This window comes from Hymenobacter translucens (assembly GCF_020685205.1).
Taxonomy (GTDB): domain Bacteria; phylum Bacteroidota; class Bacteroidia; order Cytophagales; family Hymenobacteraceae; genus Hymenobacter; species Hymenobacter translucens.
The window spans coordinates 242481-263785 of record NZ_JAJERB010000003.1; the positions used below are offsets into that span (position 1 = coordinate 242481).

The following is a 21305-nucleotide window of genomic DNA, read 5'->3' on the forward strand; positions in this document are numbered from 1 at the left end:
CGTTAGGGCAGGTTGGCGTAAGCCGTGGGCTCGAAAGCGTACTCAAACTCGAACGTGTACCCGCGCAGGGCGCTGTCGTCCTGCGCGTAGGTCAGGGTCTTTTTGGTGAGCAGTACCGGCAGCAACCGGCCGGCCGCCACCTCCCACCGCTCCCGGGCCAGGACCAGCTCCTGCAGCCAGTCCAGCTGCTCGGTCGTGAGCCAGCCGGTGGGCTGCTTGATTTTGCGCGTGGCCTCCTGGCTGAGCACGTAGGTGCTGCCGAGGACGGCCGGGCGGTCGGGCGTCACGATGCGCTCGGCCAGCTCCTCGCGGGTATCGAGGGCACCTTCCCGCCGTCCCTCCGTCCGGAGCGTGTCGGTACCGCCCAGCGAGTTGGTGAACAGGAAGTACCGGGTGCGCTCCGTCGCCGGCACGACAACGTAGTCGAACACCTCGCTGATGGTCTCGCCGGCGTCATCGGTTAGCCAGACCTGCACCGAAGCAAGCCCGGCCACCGACGAGTCGACCGGGATGCTCAGCAGCTTGTAGCGGCTGCCACGGCCGCCGCTCAGGTCCATCACGACCTCTTGGGTGATGGCGGGGCCCGGGCTCCCGCCGACGGCCGCCAAGGTGTAGCGGGTTTTCACCCTGACTGTGTTGCTGGTGCCGGGCGGGCAGAGCCAGGCCAGCCACTCCGGCTGCCCGGACGTAATGCGCTTGCGGCGCGGCTGCCACGTCAGGAACGGGGGCAGCTGCTGGCGCTGCGCCCAGATACCGAAGTAGCTCTCGCCCTGGTACGGCACCGGGAGCCCGCCGCGTACCACCGTACGCAGGCTCGACGTCGACCAGGCCCCCGGCTGCTTGGTCACGTCGTTGAGGCGGGCCGTGCGCACGAAGAAGTTACGGCGGTTGGCCGAGCAAAGCATTGGCCCGGCCGGCTCCGGCACGTGCGCCCGCAGTAGGCGCCGCAGTACCAGGTCAAGGCGGAAGGTGACGGTGCTCGACACGCCGGCCAGCTTCCGCTCGGTTAGCACCCGGCTGAAGGTTTCGCTGTCGGGCTGGTCCTCCACCCACAGCTCCAGCACCACCTCCGCGCCCATGGGCGCTGCGGCCGTGTGCCAGATCGGGTGCAGGGAGAAATGGAAAGCCGCCGGCAGGCCTGCCGGGATGACCGGGGGCTCCTCCGCCCCAGGGGGCAGCACGGTGACGGCCTTGGTCCGGAAGCAATTCGGCGCACCGTCATCATCGGCGCGCACCTGGTGGCTGCCGGGCAGCACGTCCTCAAATACGCCCGATGCCTGCGGGGTGCCGCCATCGAGGGAAAACAGCACGTTGCCCTTCGCGCCGGTAACCGTGGCGGTGATGGTGCTGCCGGCCGCGGCCGCGCTGAGCAGCAGCGTGCAGACCACAGCCGGGGCGACGTAGCTGCACAGGGGGACGTTGTTCGCGTCGACGGTGGTGGTGTAGCTGCCGGCACCGTCTGTAAAGTAGGTAATCAGGTCGTAGCCACTGGCGCCTCCGCACAGTTGGTGCAGCTGCTGGCCGGCCGGCATTGCGTAGTCACCGGGCTGCGGCTGACCCGACGGCTGATTGAAAGGCGCTACACTTTCCTCCCGAGGTTCCAGTCCCTGGTTGGCCCGGGCCGTGTCGAAAGTGACCTGCAGCACGTCGTACACATCGGTGGTCCCATCGAAATCAGCGAAGGTGTAGGCAGTAAGGAGAACTATCACGCTCATACCTGTCCTCCTTCCTGCCAGCGGGTGGCGTCGTAACAGATGGGCACGTACTTGCCCAGGTCGAATTCAAAGCGCCAGCCGATTTCGTTGTCGACCGTAATGGTGCTGATCGGCTCCAGGTCGCCGCTCAGCTCGAAGTCGAATTTGCGGGCCTTCTTGTCTTGGCGCATACGGCTCAGCACCTCCAGGGCCAGCTGCTCGGTCATTTCCCACTGCACGTCCTGGGCGGCATAGTCCCCGACCGGGACGCTTTGCAGAATGACGAAAGCGGCACTGCGCTTCCCGTAGGGGACGGTGCCGTCCTTATCGTTCAGGTTGAGGCTGGGCGTTTCGAGCCACAGCGCGGGATAGGTGATGCCGGTGCGGGTGCCGCTCAGGATGCGGCCACTGGAGCCGTGCACGAAGCTGCCCTTGAGCACGACGTGCTCGGCGGCCAGCTGGCGGAAATAGGCAATGAAATCGGAGAGCTTGTTCTGGTCCATGCGGTATCGGCAAATGAGCGATACCCAAAGAAACAGCGGCCCGGGGCCGACTAAGAGGACGCAACCACGTCGTCGCCGTAGATGAAATCGAAGTGCCCGTTGCTCTTCATCACGCGGTCTTTGTAGTCCCTGTAAACCTTGCGGGCCTCCTCCAGGTCGTAGTCGGAGGGGTTGATATCGTAGAGGGCGTAGAAGCTCCTCAGGGCGCCCCGCTCGTTTTGCGTGACGGCCACCTGCCCCTTGACGAACTGAATCATCTGCTGCTGAAAAAACTTGTTCAGCACCTCGGCCAGCTGCACCGCTGCCGGCAGCGGCAGGGTGTGGTGCTTCAGCGCCGTCGGGAGCGAGATGAGCAGCCCATCCAGCGCCGGCTTGGCCTCTTTGTTCAACTGCCGGTACGGCTGCTTCTTTTCCACTTTCGAGCCAATCAGGCGGCCCAGAAACGTGTTCTGGTGAATCGCCAGCGGCTCCGCAGGCCCGAACTCCTGCAGCAGATATTGTTTGACGTGCTTGCGGGTCGGAATGGAGAAGACGGACATAGAAGTTAACGAGGGCGGTACAAATAACTTCTCCAAAAGTATTAGTGCGAATAGTGGCTTTATAGGACGAAACCGCAGGGCACGCTCCTACGGTTCCTAAATATATTTCAATTACTAACCAATCTGCAAGCGGCCTGCCCGGCTGGCTAACTTTTCGGTAAATCCGCCTCCAGCAGCTTCTTTACCTTCTTTACCGTCGCCTCCCCTTTCGCGGTGATGGCGGCCGTGTTCCGGATGCTTTGGCCGGAGCGGAGCTGGCGCACAATATCGGCGTGGTCCTTCAGTAGCTGCTCGTCTGATTTGCCGGTGCCCTTCCTGCGGCCCAGCGTTTTGCCCTGACGCCGGGCCTCGTCGAGCCCGCTGTGAATCCGCTCCCGGAGTGTCTCCTTTTCCATCCGCGCCAGGTCGGCCAGCAGCGTGAGCATGAATAGCGCCAAGGGGTTTGGCTTACCGGTCGCCGGCAGCGTCTCGATGTGGTAGTTGAGCACGAAGACCGACACGCGCAACTGCTCCAGCTGCTCGAGCACTTTCAGCACCTCCACCGTGCTGCGGCCCAGGCGCGACACTTCCGACACGAGCACCTTATCCAATTGCCCACCCATGGCCAGGGTGAGCAGCTCCTGCAGCACCGGGCGCTTATCGTTCTTAGTGGATCCGCTTATCTGCTCGGTGAACGTGGCCACCACCTGGTAGCGGTGCTGGCCGGCGTACTCGGTCAGTTCCGATACCTGACGGTCGGTGGCCTGGCTCTTTTTCGACACGCGGGTAAAGATGGCTACTCGACTCATTTCTGATGTCCTTGGCTGGTTCGAAAACAGTTCACGAAACTCATCCCCTTTTGCGTTTATTGAACTTTGATTTCGTAAACGAGTTTTTTGAACTCAAGCTGAACAGTAGAGGGCCTTTAGCAGCTAGGCAAGGGCCACAGGCCGCCAGTTCAGGAAAACGAGGGTCTATATTTATTGTTCAACTCGATTATAATAGCCCTTCTCACTCATGAAAATAAACGGGCTGTTCCTATTAGCCTTTTTGGCCCTTGGTAGCTGCTCGAGCCGGGAGCTGTCTACGTACCAGTATGGAGACTTATGCGTCACCCGAGTGGACGAACCAGGCCATAGCTACTTCTATTGGGGCAATACTGCCGATCCGACCGGCACTCCTAGCGTGTCGGTTGACTACCACGAATACGGCTCCTCGTTGGATGGGTATATGGTATTCAATCCTGATAAGTCCGTTAGCATTATCGGAGTGCTAGGACTCTTTCTCACCACCGACTCGACACATGCATTGACTGTTAAACGTCCACCAAATGAGCATTTCATTCCCTGGCGCGACAGCATAGCGGGTCGTTACCGAAATGTGGTCCGACTCAAAACTGATGAAGCACTCGAACGCCGGGAGAACATAGCCAATAGATCGGCGGTGCAGGTATCCCCTCGTGAGTAGCGAAAGAGTAAAGCGAAACGGTCCAAAAACTAAACCAAGGCCGATTTTCTAAGGCCGGTGATAGGCATAAAGGCGCAACTTGTCCATAAACCTTTCCACTCGAAACTGCCCGAGCTGATCTATTTCCTGTTGCAATAAGTCGAGGTGTTGAGTTTTCCCATCAGGAGCGGGTAGCAATTCCAACCACTCTATTTCCTTGTATGCGTACCAGCCCCTGGGCTGACCGCTAATCAAGGCTTCAACAGCGGTATCGTAGTAGTCTAAGCCGTAGCTCGTGTCCTCGTCGAGCAACAACCACCGCTCCACGTCGGGGCCTTCCCATATCAGCTTGACTTTGCATTCCCGTAGTAGGTGCCACTGCTGCACCAGCAGGGTCAGCAACTTCACCCACTTTGCATTGTTCATGAGTGGCTGCAGTCCGGTAGCCAAGATGAGCTTATCTAACGCTTCATCATCTCGTTTGAGGTCAAAATCAGATCTCATGGCCCTAGCGTCAGTTGTGGAAGTAGTCGAATGTAGAGTGTGTTCAGAAAAAGGGTGGTTTAAGAAAACGAGGTTAATAACGTTCTTCCGCGCGAACAGAACTCAACTCGATGAGGTATTCACAAGCCCGTCGGAATGGATCGTCTGCGGGCGGGGAGGCGCGCTCCACCATGTGGTATCCAACCGCCAAATGCGCTTCGAGCAGCCACGAAGCGCCATCGAGCAAGCCGGGGCTAGGTTGGCAACTGGGCAGTTGCCAGAATCGGGCTTGGTGAAGTAACCCTTCAAAAGCCTGGTACTGTAGCGGCGTCAGAACAATCGTCGTATCCGCTTCCTTAACGAGCACCGCTCGGCGCTTGCTAGCCGCCATTTGGGCGTGAAAGGCCGGGTCGACCATCGTTCTTTCGTAGTTGCGCCGGGCGTATGCCCGAGCACCCAGCGCTGCATCGGCCGACAAACTATCGGGGTAAAAAATGATCTGCGTTTGGAACACAGGAAACTTATCTAGCACCTGCGTGTGCAGCGTCGCGCCGGAGGCACTGCCGCGCAACGTGAGCAACACCGGCCGGTGAAACGAGCGCAGCCACAAGAACCGGTACATCGGTGTCTGCAAGTAGTAGTTGGAAAGCACCGGCGCGTTGAAATACGTCAGGCAGTACGAGGCGCTGACCAGGTTAGCGGCGCAGTTCGTCACGCGTTCGTCAAGCACGTATTCGCGTGGCCGCTTTTCGGGGGGGATGTAAGTCGCATGTAGCGAATCAGCAGCTGGGAAGTAAAAGGAGGTCGTGTCCCGGGGTTGGCCGTGGGCATCCGATACTGCAGCGTTATGAGAATAGCCCGGAGGAGGTTCCGTAGCGGGCGAGCAACCCGCTAAACCAATCAGGAATAAGAAGGTGGAGCTTCGACTTACGAAAAACATCAGCACAAGAATTTAACGGCAGGTACGCTTGCTCAAGAAGGGCAAGCAGAGAGCTGCTGGGTTAGCATTTATTGCCAGTAACGATGGTTCACGAAAACGGTGGTTAAGGTACACAGATGGCCCCAAGGCATGCGAGTTTCTGAGTCAATAAAATCAAGTGGTTTCCCTGCCTCACTTCCGCCCTCGCCGACCGGAGCCGGCAGGGCGTTTTTCGGCCTGTTTTTCGACTACCTTTTTTCTGCCTCACTTCGGCGTGAAAAACGGCACCCCTACCGGGTTCTATAGCTGGAAGAATCCGGTGAGGTTCTGGGCTTGCTGATTTACCTGCAGGTGCACGGCGTTCAGGGAGCCGGTGTAGTGAAACTGGGCGGGGAATAGCTCCCCTTCGCGCAGCAGGGCGTTGAGCTGGAGCAGGGCATCAAACTCCACCTTGCACTTGCGCTGCCGGGCTTTCTTCCGGACTGGCGACCAATCCCCCTGCAGCAGCTTCTCCAGCCGCAGCATGAGCCGGTGCATGGGCCGGATGCTCTGGGCCTGCGCTGGGTATAGGGGTGGTTCGAGCAGCAGCAGCCGCAAGTAGAACTTCAGCGAGTGGAACAAGGCCTCGGCCTGGTAGTGGTCCAGCTGAAGCGCGGCGTCGTACTTCTTGCTGAGCACCGGCAGCAGCTGGTACTCATCGACCTCGCCGTACCTCATACCCAGCTGCCCTTGCTGAAGCGGTGCAGCTCGGCCCCGGACTTCGCGTAGATGATGGCCGTCTTGATGCTGGCCGCATTGGCAGCCACGTACTTCTTGTGGCGGAGCACTTCGATGGACTCCGGATCGGCGGCCACCCGGCCCCCGTTCAGACCGTTGCGGCCCCACATCGTGCGGGCGTTGCCATCGGTGTAGTAGACAATCAATTTGGTGCAAGCTGCGTCGACCATCTTTTGGGCCGAGGCGGAACGTTGGTAAGTCATTACGGTAAGTGAGAGGTTGAACTGAATCAGGATTTAGGAGCACCAACCTGGGCGTAGAAACGCTCCAGGCCAGCCTTGCCGAACTTGCGGAGCTTCGTTTCGTGGTAGCGGTAGAGCTGCGTGGCCGTCATAGCCAGCACCCGCTTAGGGGCCGTTTTGAGCCGGTAAGCCCGCATTTCGCGGCGGGCCCGCAGCAGGGCCTTGCTCAAGTCACGCTGGTACTGGTTAGCCAGGTGGTTTGCTAGCCACCGATGCGTACCCTCGAAGCCCTGGGCATTTTCTGCGTCGAAATAGCCGGTGCCGGCGACGAACTCGGCGAAGGGTGAAGGGGCAAACTTGTTGGTGTGGCGGCGGAAGTACGCCGCAGCCAGGTCGATGCGCTGGAAAACCTCGTCGTGGTACTGGTTCCACTGCGCCTCGGTCAGCGCCGCCTCGAAATTCCGGTAGACGCCGGCGCGGATAGCCTCCAGCGACTTGCGCTGTTCGTGCTCCGAGAAGCTGCGCTCGGGGTAAATCAGCTTCCAGGCGTAGTGGAAAGTCTGCGTTACCATTTCGCGGCGCAGGGCCTCTAGGGCCGGATTTGCTGCCGCTGGGCGCGCCGCCGCGCCCCCCGCCCCCTTACTTTCTTTTTCCGTCTGCTTCGCCTGACGGGGCTGCTTAGGGGCCGTAGGGCGGGCCTCCTGGGTGTGCCGCGGCCCTGTGTTGCCAGTCAATGTCGCCTGCTCGGGGTTGGTTACCAACTTATCCACATGGGCGATTTCAATTTCTGAAGTATCCTGTTTTACCAGAGATTGAATAAGCGGAAGTTTTGTACTCGTGGGTTCTACAAAAGCCGCTTCGCCGGCTTTTGTGCGATTTTCGGACGATTGGCTATTAAGTGCCTGAGAGTCTGTTTTCCACAGGAATTTTGTACTAATCCACAGTTCAAAATTGGCCTTCGTGCCACGGAAGCGCCGCTTCACGATGAAGCCTATGCTCATAAGCTCCCGCAGGTGCTGGCGGATGGTGCGGCCACTCACCTTGCGGATCTTCGCCAGCGTCTCGTTGTTGACGGCTACGGGCGGCGGCGTGGGCTCGGCATCGGTGGCCGTAGTGGTGAGCAGGAAGGGCACCGCCCGGGCCTCCTCGACGGCCTGCAGCGCCATGCGGTGCAGCACCCGGGCGGTGCTCTGGGCGCCGTCGCTGATGGGCTTTGGCGTAACCAGGTACGTTTCCTCGACTCCCTTAACAATGCGTCGTCGCAGCTGGGGTTGCAGCTGCTGCTTCAATGAATCCAGGTGGCCGGAAAACAGGCCAAACGCTTTGTTTTGAGAATACGGTAGCGGCAACATCCAGCGCGTGAAGTTGAAAAGTGGAGCAAGCAAAAAAGGTGGGGACGGTCAGTAGAAGCAGCCTCAAATCCTTCCGTCCCCGAGCGTGCGTGTGCAGGCCCTGTGCGCCCCCGGCCGGTCTCGAACCGGCATTTCCTCTCCAGACTTCCCACCCAAAGAGAGGCGACTTGCTTAGTCGACGGGGGCGACCCAGCCGGCGGCTGGGGTAGTGTTGCAATAGCGTGTGCTGGGTTAGGGGCGCTCGGAGAAGAGCGGGGTAGCCAGCGTGGTCAGTTCCTCGATGGTCGTGCGCAGGGTGAGCATCTGCTGCTCGAGCTGGGAGAGGCGTAGCTGTAAGCGCGGGCCGTCCTGCGCCAGGGCCTCGGCCGTGAGCGCATCGAGCTGGTCGGTCACCTCATCGATTTGCTGGGCCACGTCGCGCAGGTCGCGGCGTAACTGAATGATCTTGCCATCGACCTTGCGGGCAATGGCGGCGTGGGCCGAGAGGATCACAGCTCCACCCCTCCTTTCGGCTCAATGCCCAGCGCCCGCTCCGTTTGGGCTATCTGGGTCAGGTAACGGGTGCGGGCGTGCCGCAGTTCGGCCAGGCTGTCCTGGTAGCGAAACGGGTCCTGCTCGCCCTTCGCAATAAAGTACCCCACCGCTTCCAGCTGGCCCTTCAGCTGGCGGAGCTCGTCCTGTAGCTGCCCGCGCCGGCGCTGATCGGGTGGAATGCGGTGCAGCTGCTCAACCGGCAGTACCTGCACGGGCTTGCCCGAGAGCACCCGCATATAATCAGCGAACGAAGCCGCGTGCGGCGACCGGGGCTGGGACGTATAGAGCGTAATCGTTTCGAACTGCATCAGTCGTAGTGTTAACTAGTGGAAGAGCACGATCAGGAAGCCAGGCGCAGGCCGGGCGGGGCGTTGAGCTGACCCACGTCGAAGCCCACACCCTTGCCGAAGGCCACCAGGGCCGAGCGGGGAATGCGCGGGAAGCCCGGCGCGAACTCCAGCGTGAAGAGCTTGATGAGCTTGCCCTGCTGGCTGTACTTGCCCTCATCAATCCACTTCTTCACCGTCTTGCGGTTGAAGCCCGTCAGCTCGGCCACCTGGTCAATGCTCAGGTAGTCGTCGCCGGTGGCGGGAGCGGTGGGCTGGGCGCCGCTCAGGCGCTGCTCCAGCTTTTGCAGCAGCGACTCCAGGTCGCCCTTGGTAGCTATTTGGTTGGCATCGACGGACATGGCGCAGATGGCTTAGCGGTGGTGGAAAAGGCTTGTTTCGTGGCGCGGGCCTGGGCAAACCGCTCGTTCTGGAGCAGCAGTAGGCGCACCTCGCGCAGGCGGCGGACCTGCGTCATGGTAAAGCAGTCCTGAGGCGGGCCGGTGGAACTAGGCTCCTGCACGGCCAGGCTGCACCCGCCCCAGCCGGGCTCCTGGGCCGGATGGTGGTGGGCGTACTGGAAGATGAACCGGCAGCCGCCTCCCTCCCACCAGCCGGTGACCAGGGACATGGAGGCGGTAGGCCGGGGCTGCTCCCAGACCTCGAAGCCCAGCGAGTGCAGCAGCGTGGCCACCGGGCCGTAGAGGTTGCGCGGGCCGGTTGGGCCCTGCGTGCGAAGCGCCTCCATGGTCTTAGCCGGGGAAGAGTGCCCGCTGGCCGCTGGTGGAAACCGGGCCTTCGCCCAGCTCCCGCTCAAACAGGCAGGCATTGCGGCCCTTGAAGTTCTTCTGGAGCCACTCCCGGATGCAGTCGGCCTCTCCTACCGTCATGCCCACCCGGGCCTTATTGGCTACGAGTTGGTTGAAGCGGTTCGGCGTCATGCCCCATTTGTCGAGCTGCTCCTTGGAAAGGCGCATTTCGGACACGCCCAGGTCAGCGAAAATTTCCGCCAGTCGGTTATTGGGTTCCATAGCTTGTGAGAAAATGGTGTGCGTTTGTGCCTGTTTTCTGCGGAAATCGTCAACTCTGTCTGGGATTTTTCACACGTTGTGAGAAAAATCTTATCCTATTTTTTGATTTTGGCGAACGGTTTCTACAGATTTGAGGGAGAAGAATGAGACAAATTTATACTTTTTGTCAAAAAGTCAAATAGTCTCTTACATTATTTTTCAAATAAAATAATACAGACTTTGTTTCTAGGCCGCAAAATCGAGCAAATGGCTGCGTCTAAAGGCTTAAAGCCTAGCGATATAGCCTCTTCTATTGACGTCAGCGTCAACTATGTATATAAACTATACAAGAGTGAGCACCTCAATACTGAGCTTCTTCAGAAACTGAGTGCTGCTTTGGAGATTCCGTTAGTTGATTTCTTCAAGGAGGAGTCAGCCTCTATCTCTCAATCTGGCACTGGCAACATCCAGCAGACCGGCTCACGCAACAAGCAAAAAATAATGCCCGGCGCTAAAAGCACCGGGCACACTACTTCGGCAACAGATACCGAAGAACTCGCTACGAAGTTGGCTGATTGCGAGAAAGACAAAACCTCCCTGGCCCGCGAGCTGGAAGTGACCCGCGAGCTAGTGAAGGCCAAGGATGAAATGATCCTGCTGCTTAAGGGCAGCCGGACGAATCCGAACTAAGTCAAGAACCAAAATTCAACATAACTATTTAAAAATATGCACTTTATTACCCGTGTTGTATTACATCGCACTGATAGCAGTGATGACTATACTGACTTGCATACTGAAATGCGGGCTCGCGGCTTCCTTCGCACAATCAAGGACGATGATAATGTTACCTATCGTCTTCCCCCAGCTGAGTACTGTTTGGTAAGTTCAACACATACTATACAAGAGGTGTGGGAATTAGCTGATGCTGCGGTGAAAGCTGTCATGGAGGATGAGAAGACTTACATCAAACGCGCCAATAAAGAGCCCACAATACTGATTACAGCAAGCGAAAATATACTCTGGTCAGGCCTTACGAGGACTTTCATGCTCAAGAGGCCACCGAGTAAGTAAAGGCTGAAATAATACTGTAGTTGAAGAACAGCCGGACGAACCCTAACTAAGATGAAGCACCAACATCCCGCTGTGCCCGAGTCAAACCTCAGCGCCCTGCTCGCGCATCTGTGGCTGCTCCAGGAAGAGAACCGTCGACTGAGCATGCACACAGCTTATATGCTTGGCTTAGTGTGGCAGCGTAAGAAGGGCTAGCAGACCTATTTGTAAGAACTCAAAATCGACAAAACTTATACTATCCCGATGCCTACTTGTCCCAATTGCGGTGCAGAGCTGAAGAGTGCTGTTTTCAGCAATAACATGCCTCTCAATGATTACGCGACCTCCTTCATTAACTCATTCACGAATGGTAACGCTGTTGCTTACTGTCAGAAGTGCGGGGAGCCTTTGCTCAGGCAATCACAGACTACAGCTAAAGGCCAGTTGACGACTGTATCCGCAACGCTGAATGAGCACATCCATCACATTCCAATCCTCTCCCTCCAGGCACCGGCGTCCTGGCGCTTTACTCCACTGGGGCTCGTTACGGGCCAATCCGTCACTGGCACTGGGGTATTCAGTGAGTTTGCAAGCAGCTGGACCGACTTCTTCGGTGCACAGTCGAAGAGCTACAACCGCAAGATTCAGGGCGGCGAAGAAATCTGCAAGACCCAGTTGCGCCTTGCATGCGTGGAGATGGGCGGGAACGCCATACTTGCTGCCGATATCGATTATGCCGAAGTAGGGGGCCAGAAGGGTATGCTCATGGTCTGCATGACTGGCACGGCCGTGATGCTCGATAATACTGAGGTGATGGGTGAGGACGCGCGCGAATCCTTATCAGTGCTTACTGAAACGGCCCGTACCTACCGCCTTGTGAAGCGATTCAATGAGATCATGAACAAATCTCAGCCTCAACTACACTACACCAAGTCTCTATTCGCATAGCGAATCAGCCTGATCATCAGCTTCAGACAATCAATTTTAATCGATTTATCTCCAAATCAACACTAACTACATGAAGAAACTCCTACTCTCTACCCTCCTCGTTGTTACTGTCTTCATAGGCCCATCCTGCTCTTCTTCCGGCGCTAATGATCCTGCTCCTTCAACGAGTAGCAGTACTACTACTGATGTAAAGTGCGGCTTTTATAATGGTCATCAGCTCTGGCGGGGCCCCCAAGGCGGCTGTTACTACATTAACGCCAGTAACAACAAGACCTATGTTGATCGAAGCGAGTGTAAGTGCTAGTGGGCTAACTACACACGCTTTCTAATTGAGGCATCCGATTCGGTAGCAACAGAGTTTTTGTTGCCAATCGGGCTGTTTTCGCACTCATGATTTCACCACGGCAGGACGGCAACTAATAGACTGGAACGCAAGACACCCTTTAAGACTAATTATATGCCCGTAATCAGAGGAGCAGATGGCATTGCGGTTAATGTTCCGCCTCACCATACATGGCAACAAGGTACTGACGGGCGCGTGGTACCTATTCCGCCGCACCATACTTGGCAACACGGTACAGATGGGCGCGTAGTGCCTATTCCGCCTCATCATACATGGCAGCGTGGCACCGATGGGCGCGTCGTACCTATTCCACCTCATCACACCTGGCAAAGCGGTACAGACGGCAGGGTTGTCGCCATTCCGCCCCATCATACCTGGCAACGTGGCAGAGACGGCCGCATAGTCATTATCCCACCACACCATACCTGGCAGCAAGGAACCGATGGCCGCGTTGTGGTCATTCCACCCCACCATACCTGGCAGCGTGGTGCTGATGGAAGAGTGGTTGCCATCCCTCCCGGGCGCACTTGGCGGCAAAACGACGCCGGACGCATTGTTGTAGTGTAAGGCCCTATTTGCAACAACGATGCTATCCGGATGCCACTGGAGCCGGAAGTAGTTCCCTATTCGCGCTTGGCTCAGGTAAGAAGCTGTGGCCCGAAATCAAGAAGGAAGCGGCTCGGGATGCTCGGATGATCGTGAGAAGCCTGCAGAAGGCGATGGCGGTTAAGACGAAGGACCCCAGCGACTTTTAGTTCCGATCTCCGACTATAAGCTTGGTTTTTGTCAACTGTATTTCAAGTTTTTTACTACATACTTTTTGGTTTCATCCACACTCCTATCATAATGAACATTTCACTACTTCAAATCAGCGATATCCATATTACAGGAAGTAAAAACAAAGTATTCAACAGAGCTGATAAGATAATAGGCGCCATTAGCAACCTGGGTATTAGAACTGATATGTGCGTAGTTGCAGTTACCGGTGACATCGCATTTTCAGGTAAAACAGAAGAATACAGTGATTCACTGCTTCTATTTGAAACATTAAAGACAAAACTACCAGAGGCATTACATACAGAAAATGTAAAATTTGTTGCAATCCCAGGAAATCACGATTGCGATTTTAACCTTGATTCAAAGGCCAGAAGGAGTGTAATTAATACAGCAAAATCGGACAACGACGTTGACAACTCGGTAATAAGCTCAGCAACATTAATACAAGAACCTTTTTTTTCGCTCTTGAGATTGTATTTCGGGGAGAACTTAACCTTAGATAACAGGCTATTTTGGCATTACGATTTCAATATACACGATCTTAAAATAAGATTTAACTGTTTTAATACAGCTTGGGTATCAGAGAAAAATGAGAAGCCAGGAACGATGTTTTTTCCCATTGATTATATCCAGGAGAATCATGGATATAGTCTAGTTGTTTCCATGTTTCACCATCCTTACAATTGGTTAAATCCAATGAATGGGCGTGCTTTCCGGAAGCAAGTTGAAACGATATCTGACCTATTGCTTACTGGCCATGAACACGATGCCACTGCGAGAACAACTTATTCAACCTTGTTGCAAGAAAGTACACACATTGAAGCAGGAGCTTTGCAAGAAAGTGGGAATAACGCTATTAGCGAGTTTAACTATATTATAATTGACACGACTAATCACCGGCGCTCCATTTTACCATTCAAATGGAATGGAAGCAACTATTATTCAGTATTTGAAATTGATTCCCAATGGGAAACATATCACGAGAATCCTGCTCGCAAGGCTAACGAATTTGGACTGACTGATGAGGTCAATGCATGGGTTGATGATTTAGGAATACAGTTGCAACATCCAAACAAAGGGGTATTATCACGTGAGGATATTTTTATTTTCCCTGACCTAGCAGACATTGGCATTCGTCAGTCACGTAATTCAAGAACTTTTGATTCTGAAAAATTATACAATTTTCTAGAAGAAAATGGCAGAATAATAATTTCAGGAACAAGCGATTCTGGGAAAACGACTTTATGCAAGGAGCTATTTAAGCATTATTATAAACAGGACAAAATACCTATCTACATAAATGGCGGCCATAGCAAAACATTGTATCCTGATGAAAGAATAATCACACTTTTAGGGAGAGAATGTGAGAAAACATATACTGGCTTGGATAAAGAAAATTATCGTCAACTCGACAAAGCCAAACGAGTCATTATTATCGATGATTTCGACAAAATCGTCTTTAAAAGTGGAAAGCGTTCTGTTAAAGACTTGCTCGAGCTTTTAACAGAATTTGCTTCCACACTAATTCTTGTCGCAAACGACGTATCAATGCAGGCTTCAGAAGTACTGCATGAAGGATTTTCTTTTGTCACTGAAGGTGAGTCTGCCTTCAAACAAGTGCGGATTCAACCATTCGGGCATGTATTGCGTGAACAGCTTATTGAGCAGTGGATGTCATTTGATTCAGAGATCGATGAAGAGATAATATATCGCAAAATACATGACACCAAAAATTTACTTGATAATGTAATCGGCAATAATTTCATACCACCCTATCCTGTTATATTACTCCCTCTTCTACAGGCATCGCAGTATCATGATCAAGTAAATCCAGCTGCGAGTACGTATGGCTATTTTTACGAACTACTTATTAACCGGTCTTTAACTGAAAAATCAACTCAAATTGTCATAAGTATCAAAGCGGGGTACTTAACGCATTTAGCAAAATTCATGTTCGAGAGAGGGGTAAATAAGCTTAGTCACTCCGAGTGCTTGACATTTCACCAAGAATATGAAGACAAATTTGACATCCCAGTAAATTATCGAGAAATAATCCCACTTCTATCTGAAACTAATCTTTTAGAGGAATCAACAGAAGGAATTAAGTTTAGATATGAATATATATACTATTATTATGTAGCGAAAAGCTTAAGCGCCCGTCTTTACGATGTTAAAGTCCAAGAAACCATAACAGATTTAATTAAGACAATCCATAAGGATAATAGCGCAAACACACTACTGTTTTTAACGCATATTACAAATGACCAATTCATCGTTGGTCAGATGATTGAGGCTGCATCTAAGGTATTCTCAAAGACAGAACCAATATACCATTTTAAAGATATATCAATCTTAAAACCCAAAGAAATAGAACAAATAAGGGACAATGTTTATCAGGATAGAGACATCAAATCAAGCAGAAAAAAGAGAAATGAGTACTTAGATGAAATTGCAGATCAAGAAAAATATGACAATCAAGACAATGAAGATTCTGAAGACAATACACTCAAACCTCATGAGCAGCATGAAGAAAATATAGCTCTAACTGAGAGCCAAGCTGCATATATGGAGCGCATTGGAATTGCAATGAAAACCATGCAAATCCTTGGTCAGCTACTCAGAAACCACATCGGCACTTTAGAAGGCGATGTAAAAGCCATGCTCGTCAACGAATGTGTTGGAATTGGTTTACGTAGTTTAAATTCAATGATTCAGTCTCTCGAACCTCATAGCGAGGATTTTGTTCGAGCAATGGCTATTTTATTCAAGGAAGAAAATCCGGATCTCACATTACATAATGCTACTAATCAAGCAATAGAATCGTTGTTTCAGATAATGCACAACAATACTTATAGTGTGATAAAGAGAATATCGATTGCAATTGGGTCGCCAAAGCTAACTCGGCTATATGATCGTCTATTTCAAGAGAGTCAATCTCCAATGTTGAAGCTCACTCATGCAGCACTACATTTTGACAATGCTGCTACTTTCCCAGTGAACACCCTTGCAAGCACATATGAGGTTGTAAAGGATATACCTTTAGGATTGAATGTCCTCAAAGCTCTCACGTATCAACATTTTTACACTTTTCATGTGCCGGAGAAAACAAAACAGATAGCATTTGGAGTGTTCAGGGCTCAGTATGATCCTTCAATGGGGTCAAACCCTAAAGACAAGCTTATCAAGAAGAAAGGAGGCTCATAAATACAACGTTATATTTTTTTCTACGCTGCCCTTATCTGGTTTCATGGAAATCACGCGCCAACTCCGCAAGGACAAGGTCAATAAGCAAGGTTACGCTCCCATCCAGCTGACCGTCTGCTGGGCCCACAAGCGGGTACGCGAAGCTACCGGGGAGCGGACCAAGCCCGAATGGTGGGATGCGGAGTTGCAGTGCGTGGCCAGCGTCAAGGGCAGCTACTACGCCGACATCAACGCCCGGCTCAACACGCTCAAGTCGGCCGTGGAAAAAGCCCAGCAGGCGGCCGAGAATGAGGGCGTGCGGCTCACCGAGGAGCAAGTCCGCCAAATCATCCAGCAGGCCCGCAACCCCACCCTACCCGCCCCGGAACCGGCCCCGCAGCCGGACGCACAACCGGAGTTCTGGCGCCTGCTCCGGCAGTGGATTACCGAGTACGGCAAGAAGGTCCACCCCAGCACCTTCCGCCCCATCTCCCCCAAGACCCTCGCGGGCCTGGAGGCCACCCGCGCCCGCCTCGAGCAGTTCGCTGAGCGCCAGGGGGCGGTGCCCACCCTGGCCGGTATGGACCAGGATTTCTACCACGCCTTCCGGGTCTACGTGGTCGAGGAGCTGGGCCAGGAGCTCAACACCTTCGGCAAGCACATCCGCCGGCTCAAGGCGTTTCTGCTCTGGTGCGAGGAGCAGGACCTGCCCGTCAACCGCCGCTACCGCAAGTTCACCGCCCCCTCGCTCTACGTCGGCGTGGATGCGCTGACCGAACAGGAAGTACGCCGGCTCCAGCACCTGGACTTCACCGCCCCCGACGTGCGGGCCCGCCTGCAGCTGCTGCGCGGCGGCCCCGCCAAGCAAGGCCGCCAACAGCTGGCGTTTGAGGAATGGGTCCAGCAAATCGAGCTAGCCCGCGACAAGCTGCTCGTCTGCGTCTACACCGGCCTGCGCATCAGCGACGCCGAGCAGCTCAGCTGGCACCACATACACGGCGAGGTTATCAAGATCCAGTCGGGCAAAAATGCCGAGATGTGCTACATCCCCTACTACGAGGACAGCCTGTTTCATTTGCCCTCAATGGCCGCCAAGTACGAGCACCGCACCGGCCTGGGCAACGACCTGCTGCTGCCCCACTGCCCCCACCTGAACGAGCGGCTGGCCGTGCTCCAGCAGCTGGCCGGCATCACCCGCCTGCACCTAACCAGCAAGCTGGGCCGCAAGACCTTTGTCACGCTCAAGCTCTACCAGGGCGTGCCCACGCGCCTGGTGATGCAGGCCACCGGCCACAAGACCGAGGAGTCGTTTAACCGCTACGTGGGTGTGGATACCATCAAGCTCGTGCAGGAGTACATGCGCAAGTCCCCCGGCTCCCATGCGGCCTGATTGGGTGGCAAAAGTGGGTGGCAAAAAACGCGGATTCCGGTTCCCACAGGTTCCTGCTTACAACTAGCAAACCGCCTCTGAGGGCGTATATTGCCACTTTTACAGGCATCTCCTGGAAACCAGGAACAAGCGTTTAATCCCCTACGGACTACTCCCGTTTAGAGCAACGCCCTGTAAACCACGTGTTTACAGGGCGTTTTCTTTTTGGGGTAAAACAATGGCCTAAGTCGACCAATTTACCCCTCTTCCAGATCTGCGGTAATTTTACGTCCGTGACGGCGATCCAACCAGTTCATGACCGGTGTAGCAAGCACGCCGTGCAAGACGATGGACACGAGCATGGTGAAGCCCAGGATGGCCCACAGCTGGCGGGACTGGGGAAAGGAGGCCTTTCCCAGCGCGAAAGCCAAGTAAAAAATGGAGCCAATACCACGGATGCCGAAAAATGAAATCACAGCGCGCTCTGCTACCGTCACCCGCCCGGAGCGCATCAGCGTGAGCATGCCGCCCAGGGGCCGTAGCACCAGCAGGAGCAGTAAGCCCATTCCGGCCCCAGCCCAGGTGAGCGGGCTCAGCAGTCCATCCACCAGTGCGCCACCAAAGAGGATTAGAATAATGACGATCAGCAGGCGCTCGAGTTGGTCGGTGAAGGCGTGCATCTGCTTGTGGTACTCGTGTTTGCGCTCTCGGCTGCGCAGGGTTACGGCGGCCACGAATACGGCCAGAAAGCCGTAGCCGTGCAGCAGTTCAGTTACGCCGTAGCTAGTCAGCGTCACGGCCAGGGCTACGAAGCCATAAGCTCCCGGTTTGATGCTCAGCGCCTTAGGCAGGTTGAAAATCAGGTAGGCCAGCAGCCGGCCCGACAGCCAGCCCAGTGCCAGCCCCGCCGCCACGCGGTAAGCCAGGTCCATTCCGGCCCATTCCCAAAGCCGGCCCGCCCCTGCCCCGGCCGGCAGCAGGGCCAGGGCCAGATACACGAAGGGGAAAGCCAGTCCATCGTTGAGGCCCGCTTCGCCGGTGAGGGAAAAACGAACGTTGTCCTCTCGCCCCTCGCCGGGGTCGCCCACCTGTACGTCGCCAGCCAGCACGGGGTCGGTGGGAGCCAAGGAAGCGGCCAGCAGCAGGGCTGAGGGCAAGGCCAGCCCGGCCAGAGCCCAACCCGCCAAGGCCAGCCCCGCGATGGTCAAACTCATCAATACCAGCACCAGCAGCAGTGGCGTGCGCCAAGTGCGGATCGAGAAAGGCCGGTCAATCTTAAGGCCGGTACCTGTAAGCGCCACAATTACGCACAGCTCCGCGAGGTGAGTAGCCAGCCCGGGGTGGGCAAACGGGTCGGCAGCCGGCAGGCCCAGCGGCAGCGCGTAGGCTACCATTCCCAGGGCAATGAAGAGGATGGGGTACGAGAGCGGGTATTTTTCCAGCAACGACGGCAGCCAAGCTACTCCCAGGATGGCCAAACCCATCAGCACTAGGACGATGTTATAAACGAACATAAAAGCGGGTTAGAGCGAGGGACAGGAATGGAGGGGCCAGCACCGGAGCACGTCAGTCCTGCTGCAATTGGGCTGCCCGGGCGCACCACCCGACTTAGTATTCGCCAATCGGGACTGTTCTTCTTTGCCCGTCAGCACGATGACGCCAAACACGAGCACCACCAGCAGCGAGGACAAATGCAGCTTCTTGGCGAGGGAGTAAATCAGCACCATAAACGCCAGAATCAGGATGAACTTAACGTGGTGGCGGCTACGGTCCAGCAAAAAGGCAAGAATGGCCGTGGCCAGCACCGACACCACCAGCACGGCCACCAGGTCGCGGGTAAAGGTGAGGGCGGATATGCCCTGAGCGAAGTTGTCCTGGACCACGAAGTTGAACAGCATGATACCCAGGATGTCGGAGAACGTGCTTTCGTAGATGATGAACTCCTGCTTCTCCCCGCCCAGGGTAGCTACGCTCGGAACGACCACTGCCGAGCTGACCACGGCCAGGGGTACGGCGTTGAGCAGGCAGGTCTGAAAGGACACGCCGGGATTCAGGTACCACTGTAGCAGCCCAGCAATGGCAAAGGCCTGGCCCAGCAGCATCACGGAAGCCGCCGCAAACGCGCGTCGGATCAGTGGCCCTTTGCCGGGCTGGATTTTCAGGTTCAGCGACTCCTCCAGCACAATCATGATCAGACCCACGATGCCGAGCAGCTGCAGCGTTACCAAGGGAAGTTGCAGGTCGAACCCGGCGTATCCCGCGGCCTGCTTCAGGGCAATGCCGGTAATCAGCAGCATAAGCCCCGACGGAACCTTGGTGGCTTGGGCTACGATGTCGAACAGGTACGACACGACAACGGCGATGCTCAGAAAAAAGAATAGCATATGGACCCATAGCATACCCATACGCAGGCAGGTCGCCAGTGGTCGGCTTCGCAGCGTGCAGCCGTTGGACCGGAAACCATAGGCAGCAAACTCAGCTGCCGCGCAGAACAGGGCTTTCCGGGGGCCTTCGACGCTAAGGCAGTGCGTTGTCTAGACGCCGGAGAGCGTCAACCAAGCCCGCTTAATCAGCGTCTATCCTTCCTGACCCGTACACGCCTATTGATGGAATTATACAACACCCTGGCCCTGCTCATCGTCATAGCAGCCGTTTTCGGCTATGTCAACCACCGCTTTCTGAAACTACCCGGCGCCATCGGGCTGATGATTCTGGCCCTGGTTTCGTCCCTGCTGGCCATTGGCCTGGGCAAGCTCGGGGTATCGTGGGTACTAGCGGCGGGCCAGATAGTGCGCGGCCTCGACTTTCACGTCGTGCTTATGCAGGTGATGCTGAGCTTTCTGCTGTTTGCCGGCTCCCTGCACGTCGACGTGCGGGCCCTGGGCAAGGAGGGCGTCGCCGTGGGGGTCATGGCCACGGCCGACACGCTGCTGTCCACGGCCTTGGTGGGCACGGCATTGTACTACCTGCTGCCCTTGTTCGGGCTGCCCACCGACTTTATCTACTGCCTGCTGTTCGGGGCGCTTATTTCCCCCACCGACCCCATTGCCGTGTTGGGCATTCTCAAGGCGGCGCGCATCGACAAGCGCCTGGAAATCCGCATCGTGGGGGAGTCGCTCTTCAACGACGGCATTGCCGTAGTGGTGTTCGTGAGCCTGTTTCAGATTGTCCAGTTCGGGGCCGAGCAGGCCACTGCCGCCGTGATTGGGCGGTTGTTTCTGGTAGAAGCCGTGGGCGGCATTGCCCTGGGCGCGGCGTTGGGGTATGCCACCTACTTGGCCCTGCGCAGCATCGACCACTACCAGGTAGAGGTAATGATAACCCTGGCTTTGGTTATGGGTGGCACGGCCCTGGCTACGCAGCTGCATACTTCGGGCCCGCTGGCCATGGTGGTAGCCGGGCTGATTGTGGGTCACAAAGGCCGGCAGCTGGGCATGTCGGACCTGACCCGGGAGTACCTAGACAAGTTCTGGGAACTGCTTGACGAGATTCTCAATGCCATCCTGTTCGTGCTCATCGGGCTGGAAATGCTTGTCCTCGATATCAACCGCACTACCCTGCTGGTAGGCCTAGTGGCCATCGTGCTGGTGCTCGTGGCCCGCTGGATGTCGGTGGGGGTGCCGTTGGGGTTACTCCGGCGCTATTACCCCTTCGACCGGCAAACGCTGCGGGTGCTGACCTGGGGCGGGCTGCGGGGCGGCATTTCCGTGGCCCTGGCTTTATCCCTGCCGGAGTCCATGCCCCGCGACCTGCTGGTGGGCGTGACTTACGTGGTGGTGATTTTCAGCATCATCGTGCAGGGCCTGAGCATCGGGCCGCTGGTCAAAAAGCTGGGGTTGAGCACCGGTGAGCCCTTCGCTCCCCCCGACGCTGCCCACTAACCGCTCCGCC

The 21305-nt window shown here is 55.8% G+C and carries 21 protein-coding genes and 1 tRNA gene; 5 read left to right on the plus strand and 17 right to left on the minus strand.

Annotation, left to right across the window (positions count from 1 at the left end; translation table 11 throughout):
* Positions 1–2: 2 nt before the first annotated feature.
* The 15 genes from LJY25_RS08250 to LJY25_RS08320 form a co-directional block, all read right to left on the minus strand.
* Positions 3–1709, minus strand: a complete 1707-nt coding sequence (locus LJY25_RS08250) for a hypothetical protein (protein WP_227607848.1) — start codon at positions 1707–1709, stop codon at positions 3–5.
* Positions 1710–1711: 2 nt separating this feature from the next.
* Positions 1712–2197 (minus strand): hypothetical protein, encoded by a 486-nt coding sequence (locus LJY25_RS08255; RefSeq protein ID WP_227607849.1) that lies wholly within the window; start codon positions 2195–2197, stop codon positions 1712–1714.
* A 50-nt stretch (positions 2198–2247) separates the two neighbouring features.
* Positions 2248–2736, minus strand: coding sequence for a hypothetical protein (locus tag LJY25_RS08260; RefSeq protein WP_227607850.1), 489 nt, complete (start codon positions 2734–2736; stop codon positions 2248–2250).
* 146 nt (positions 2737–2882) lie between these two features.
* A complete protein-coding gene (locus LJY25_RS08265; protein ID WP_227607851.1) occupies positions 2883–3524 on the minus strand; it encodes a recombinase family protein in 642 nt (213 codons plus the stop codon).
* Positions 3525–4230: 706 nt separating this feature from the next.
* On the minus strand, positions 4231–4665 hold the full coding sequence (locus LJY25_RS08270) for a hypothetical protein (protein ID WP_227607852.1): 435 nt from the start codon (positions 4663–4665) through the stop codon (positions 4231–4233).
* A gap of 73 nt (positions 4666–4738) precedes the next feature.
* Positions 4739–5374 carry a hypothetical protein gene (locus tag LJY25_RS08275; protein ID WP_227607853.1) on the minus strand — a complete coding sequence of 212 codons (636 nt, stop codon included), beginning with the start codon at positions 5372–5374 and terminating at the stop codon, positions 4739–4741.
* Positions 5375–5863: 489 nt separating this feature from the next.
* Positions 5864–6280, minus strand: a complete 417-nt coding sequence (locus LJY25_RS08280; protein ID WP_227607854.1) for a hypothetical protein — start codon at positions 6278–6280, stop codon at positions 5864–5866.
* Complete coding sequence (locus LJY25_RS08285; RefSeq protein ID WP_227607855.1) at positions 6277–6543, minus strand: hypothetical protein; 267 nt, start codon at positions 6541–6543, stop codon at positions 6277–6279. The genes LJY25_RS08280 and LJY25_RS08285 overlap by 4 nt, the downstream gene beginning before the upstream one ends.
* Positions 6544–6569: 26 nt before the next feature.
* On the minus strand, positions 6570–7811 hold the full coding sequence (locus LJY25_RS08290; RefSeq protein ID WP_227607856.1) for a hypothetical protein: 1242 nt from the start codon (positions 7809–7811) through the stop codon (positions 6570–6572).
* A gap of 168 nt (positions 7812–7979) precedes the next feature.
* Positions 7980–8060, minus strand: a tRNA-OTHER gene (locus LJY25_RS08295).
* Between the two features lie 45 nt (positions 8061–8105).
* Positions 8106–8366, minus strand: a complete 261-nt coding sequence (locus LJY25_RS08300) for a hypothetical protein (protein ID WP_227607857.1) — start codon at positions 8364–8366, stop codon at positions 8106–8108.
* A complete protein-coding gene (locus LJY25_RS08305; protein ID WP_227607858.1) occupies positions 8363–8716 on the minus strand; it encodes a hypothetical protein in 354 nt (117 codons plus the stop codon). Before LJY25_RS08305 ends, LJY25_RS08300 begins: the two co-directional genes overlap by 4 nt.
* Positions 8717–8748: 32 nt before the next feature.
* Complete coding sequence (locus tag LJY25_RS08310; RefSeq protein WP_227607859.1) at positions 8749–9096, minus strand: helix-turn-helix domain-containing protein; 348 nt, start codon at positions 9094–9096, stop codon at positions 8749–8751.
* Positions 9072–9482, minus strand: a complete 411-nt coding sequence (locus LJY25_RS08315; RefSeq protein ID WP_227607860.1) for a hypothetical protein — start codon at positions 9480–9482, stop codon at positions 9072–9074. The genes LJY25_RS08310 and LJY25_RS08315 overlap by 25 nt, the downstream gene beginning before the upstream one ends.
* A 4-nt stretch (positions 9483–9486) precedes the next feature.
* Positions 9487–9765 carry a hypothetical protein gene (locus tag LJY25_RS08320; RefSeq protein ID WP_227607861.1) on the minus strand — a complete coding sequence of 93 codons (279 nt, stop codon included), beginning with the start codon at positions 9763–9765 and terminating at the stop codon, positions 9487–9489.
* 246 nt (positions 9766–10011) lie between these two features.
* Here LJY25_RS08320 and LJY25_RS08325 point away from each other — a divergent pair, with 246 nt between their 5' ends.
* The 4 genes from LJY25_RS08325 to LJY25_RS08340 all read left to right on the plus strand — a co-directional run bounded on the left by LJY25_RS08325 (position 10012) and on the right by LJY25_RS08340 (position 17435).
* The gene (locus tag LJY25_RS08325) at positions 10012–10434 is read left to right on the plus strand and encodes a hypothetical protein (RefSeq protein ID WP_227607862.1); all 423 of its coding nucleotides are present in this window, start codon (positions 10012–10014) and stop codon (positions 10432–10434) included.
* A gap of 804 nt (positions 10435–11238) precedes the next feature.
* A complete protein-coding gene (locus LJY25_RS08330; RefSeq protein WP_227607863.1) occupies positions 11239–11742 on the plus strand; it encodes a YbjQ family protein in 504 nt (167 codons plus the stop codon).
* Positions 11743–12931: 1189 nt separating this feature from the next.
* Positions 12932–16066, plus strand: a complete 3135-nt coding sequence (locus LJY25_RS08335) for an STAND family AAA ATPase (RefSeq protein ID WP_227607864.1) — start codon at positions 12932–12934, stop codon at positions 16064–16066.
* Positions 16067–16109: 43 nt separating this feature from the next.
* Positions 16110–17435: a tyrosine-type recombinase/integrase gene (locus LJY25_RS08340; protein ID WP_227607865.1), complete on the plus strand. Its 1326-nt coding sequence runs from the start codon at positions 16110–16112 to the stop codon at positions 17433–17435.
* A 236-nt stretch (positions 17436–17671) separates the two neighbouring features.
* Here the strand turns inward: LJY25_RS08340 and LJY25_RS08345 are convergent, their stop codons facing one another.
* Positions 17672–18928 carry a cation:proton antiporter gene (locus tag LJY25_RS08345; RefSeq protein ID WP_227607866.1) on the minus strand — a complete coding sequence of 419 codons (1257 nt, stop codon included), beginning with the start codon at positions 18926–18928 and terminating at the stop codon, positions 17672–17674.
* Between the two features lie 9 nt (positions 18929–18937).
* A complete protein-coding gene (locus LJY25_RS08350; protein ID WP_227607867.1) occupies positions 18938–19798 on the minus strand; it encodes a cation:proton antiporter domain-containing protein in 861 nt (286 codons plus the stop codon).
* A gap of 222 nt (positions 19799–20020) precedes the next feature.
* On the opposite strand from LJY25_RS08350, the gene LJY25_RS08355 reads away from it, so the two are divergent.
* The gene (locus tag LJY25_RS08355) at positions 20021–21295 is read left to right on the plus strand and encodes a cation:proton antiporter (RefSeq protein ID WP_227607868.1); all 1275 of its coding nucleotides are present in this window, start codon (positions 20021–20023) and stop codon (positions 21293–21295) included.
* Positions 21296–21305 lie beyond the last annotated feature (10 nt).

Excerpts from the sequence above, each read along its gene's own strand:
- LJY25_RS08345 (WP_227607866.1), bottom strand. The coding sequence starts at position 18,928 with ATGTTCGTTTATAACATCGTCCTAGTGCTGATGGGTTTGGCCATCCTG.
- LJY25_RS08355 (WP_227607868.1), top strand. The coding sequence starts at position 20,021 with ATGGAATTATACAACACCCTGGCCCTGCTCATCGTCATAGCAGCCGTT.
- LJY25_RS08310 (WP_227607859.1), bottom strand. The coding sequence starts at position 9,096 with ATGTCCGTCGATGCCAACCAAATAGCTACCAAGGGCGACCTGGAGTCG.
- LJY25_RS08280 (WP_227607854.1), bottom strand. The coding sequence starts at position 6,280 with ATGAGGTACGGCGAGGTCGATGAGTACCAGCTGCTGCCGGTGCTCAGC.
- LJY25_RS08270 (WP_227607852.1), bottom strand. The coding sequence starts at position 4,665 with ATGAGATCTGATTTTGACCTCAAACGAGATGATGAAGCGTTAGATAAG.
- LJY25_RS08340 (WP_227607865.1), top strand. The coding sequence starts at position 16,110 with ATGGAAATCACGCGCCAACTCCGCAAGGACAAGGTCAATAAGCAAGGT.
- LJY25_RS08350 (WP_227607867.1), bottom strand. The coding sequence starts at position 19,798 with ATGCTATTCTTTTTTCTGAGCATCGCCGTTGTCGTGTCGTACCTGTTC.
- LJY25_RS08255 (WP_227607849.1), bottom strand. The coding sequence starts at position 2,197 with ATGGACCAGAACAAGCTCTCCGATTTCATTGCCTATTTCCGCCAGCTG.
- LJY25_RS08335 (WP_227607864.1), top strand. The coding sequence starts at position 12,932 with ATGAACATTTCACTACTTCAAATCAGCGATATCCATATTACAGGAAGT.
- LJY25_RS08265 (WP_227607851.1), bottom strand. The coding sequence starts at position 3,524 with ATGAGTCGAGTAGCCATCTTTACCCGCGTGTCGAAAAAGAGCCAGGCC.
- LJY25_RS08320 (WP_227607861.1), bottom strand. The coding sequence starts at position 9,765 with ATGGAACCCAATAACCGACTGGCGGAAATTTTCGCTGACCTGGGCGTG.
- LJY25_RS08305 (WP_227607858.1), bottom strand. The coding sequence starts at position 8,716 with ATGCAGTTCGAAACGATTACGCTCTATACGTCCCAGCCCCGGTCGCCG.
- LJY25_RS08325 (WP_227607862.1), top strand. The coding sequence starts at position 10,012 with ATGGCTGCGTCTAAAGGCTTAAAGCCTAGCGATATAGCCTCTTCTATT.
- LJY25_RS08315 (WP_227607860.1), bottom strand. The coding sequence starts at position 9,482 with ATGGAGGCGCTTCGCACGCAGGGCCCAACCGGCCCGCGCAACCTCTAC.
- LJY25_RS08260 (WP_227607850.1), bottom strand. The coding sequence starts at position 2,736 with ATGTCCGTCTTCTCCATTCCGACCCGCAAGCACGTCAAACAATATCTG.
- LJY25_RS08285 (WP_227607855.1), bottom strand. The coding sequence starts at position 6,543 with ATGACTTACCAACGTTCCGCCTCGGCCCAAAAGATGGTCGACGCAGCT.